At 46.5% G+C, this 703-nt stretch carries 1 protein-coding gene; it reads right to left on the reverse strand.

Annotated features, from left to right (window positions below):
• Nucleotides 1–212 precede the first annotated feature (212 nt).
• Nucleotides 213–653, reverse strand: coding sequence for a hypothetical protein (locus HMPREF9538_RS01495; RefSeq protein WP_000031238.1), 441 nt, complete (start codon nt 651–653; stop codon nt 213–215).
• Nucleotides 654–703: the final 50 nt, after the last annotated feature.

A 703-nucleotide genomic window follows, 5' to 3' on the forward strand; every position in this document is an offset into this window, starting at 1 on the left:
TTGCGCTCAAGGCGCTGCCGGAACCGTGGCAGCTCAGACGTTTTGGAGATTATCGGGCAAAGGTTGCGAATGACGTCAATGACGTCATTTTGCGGCGTTTGCCCTATCCTGCATCGCATCGAACTGACATGCGGCAAAAGAGCAATGCTGGATAGACAATCATGGTCAAAACGTTAACACGTAGCCCTGATTGTCCGCCTGCCGCTGGCTCTTTAAATCCGGCCGCCCTGAATGACACTAAAGCCGTTTTTGAGTGCCTTTTTGTGGTTGGTTACGGTGCCTTTCCAACCAAATTGTTCATTCAGCCGGTATGTTTTTGATCTGCCAACTTTAGGTCCCTCAAAGATCACCCCAACATCCAGTAGCGCGCGAACGGCGCGACTAACATTCGTTTTCTGCATCCCTAAAGTTTCAGCAATATCTGCTTGGGCGATCTGAATGAAGTTTTCGTAATCCAGATCTGCAAGCATCAGCATTAAGACCTTGAATTGCTCCCCGGTTAATTCCTTAGCCAAGATCCGTAATGCGTCTTGATTCATGGTGAAATGCCTCTGAAATGCTGATTTTTGTTTAGGGCGGATAACGGCAACGAAGCCGCCGATAATCTCACCCTGGTCATTTATCTGAGTGATTCTCTCGACATCCTTACTCATCTTTGAACCCTATTTGAGTTATCAATAATGATAACAGTGTTATCATTATT

The organism is Klebsiella sp. MS 92-3 (genome assembly GCF_000195655.1).
Lineage (GTDB): Bacteria > Pseudomonadota > Gammaproteobacteria > Enterobacterales > Enterobacteriaceae > Klebsiella > Klebsiella pneumoniae.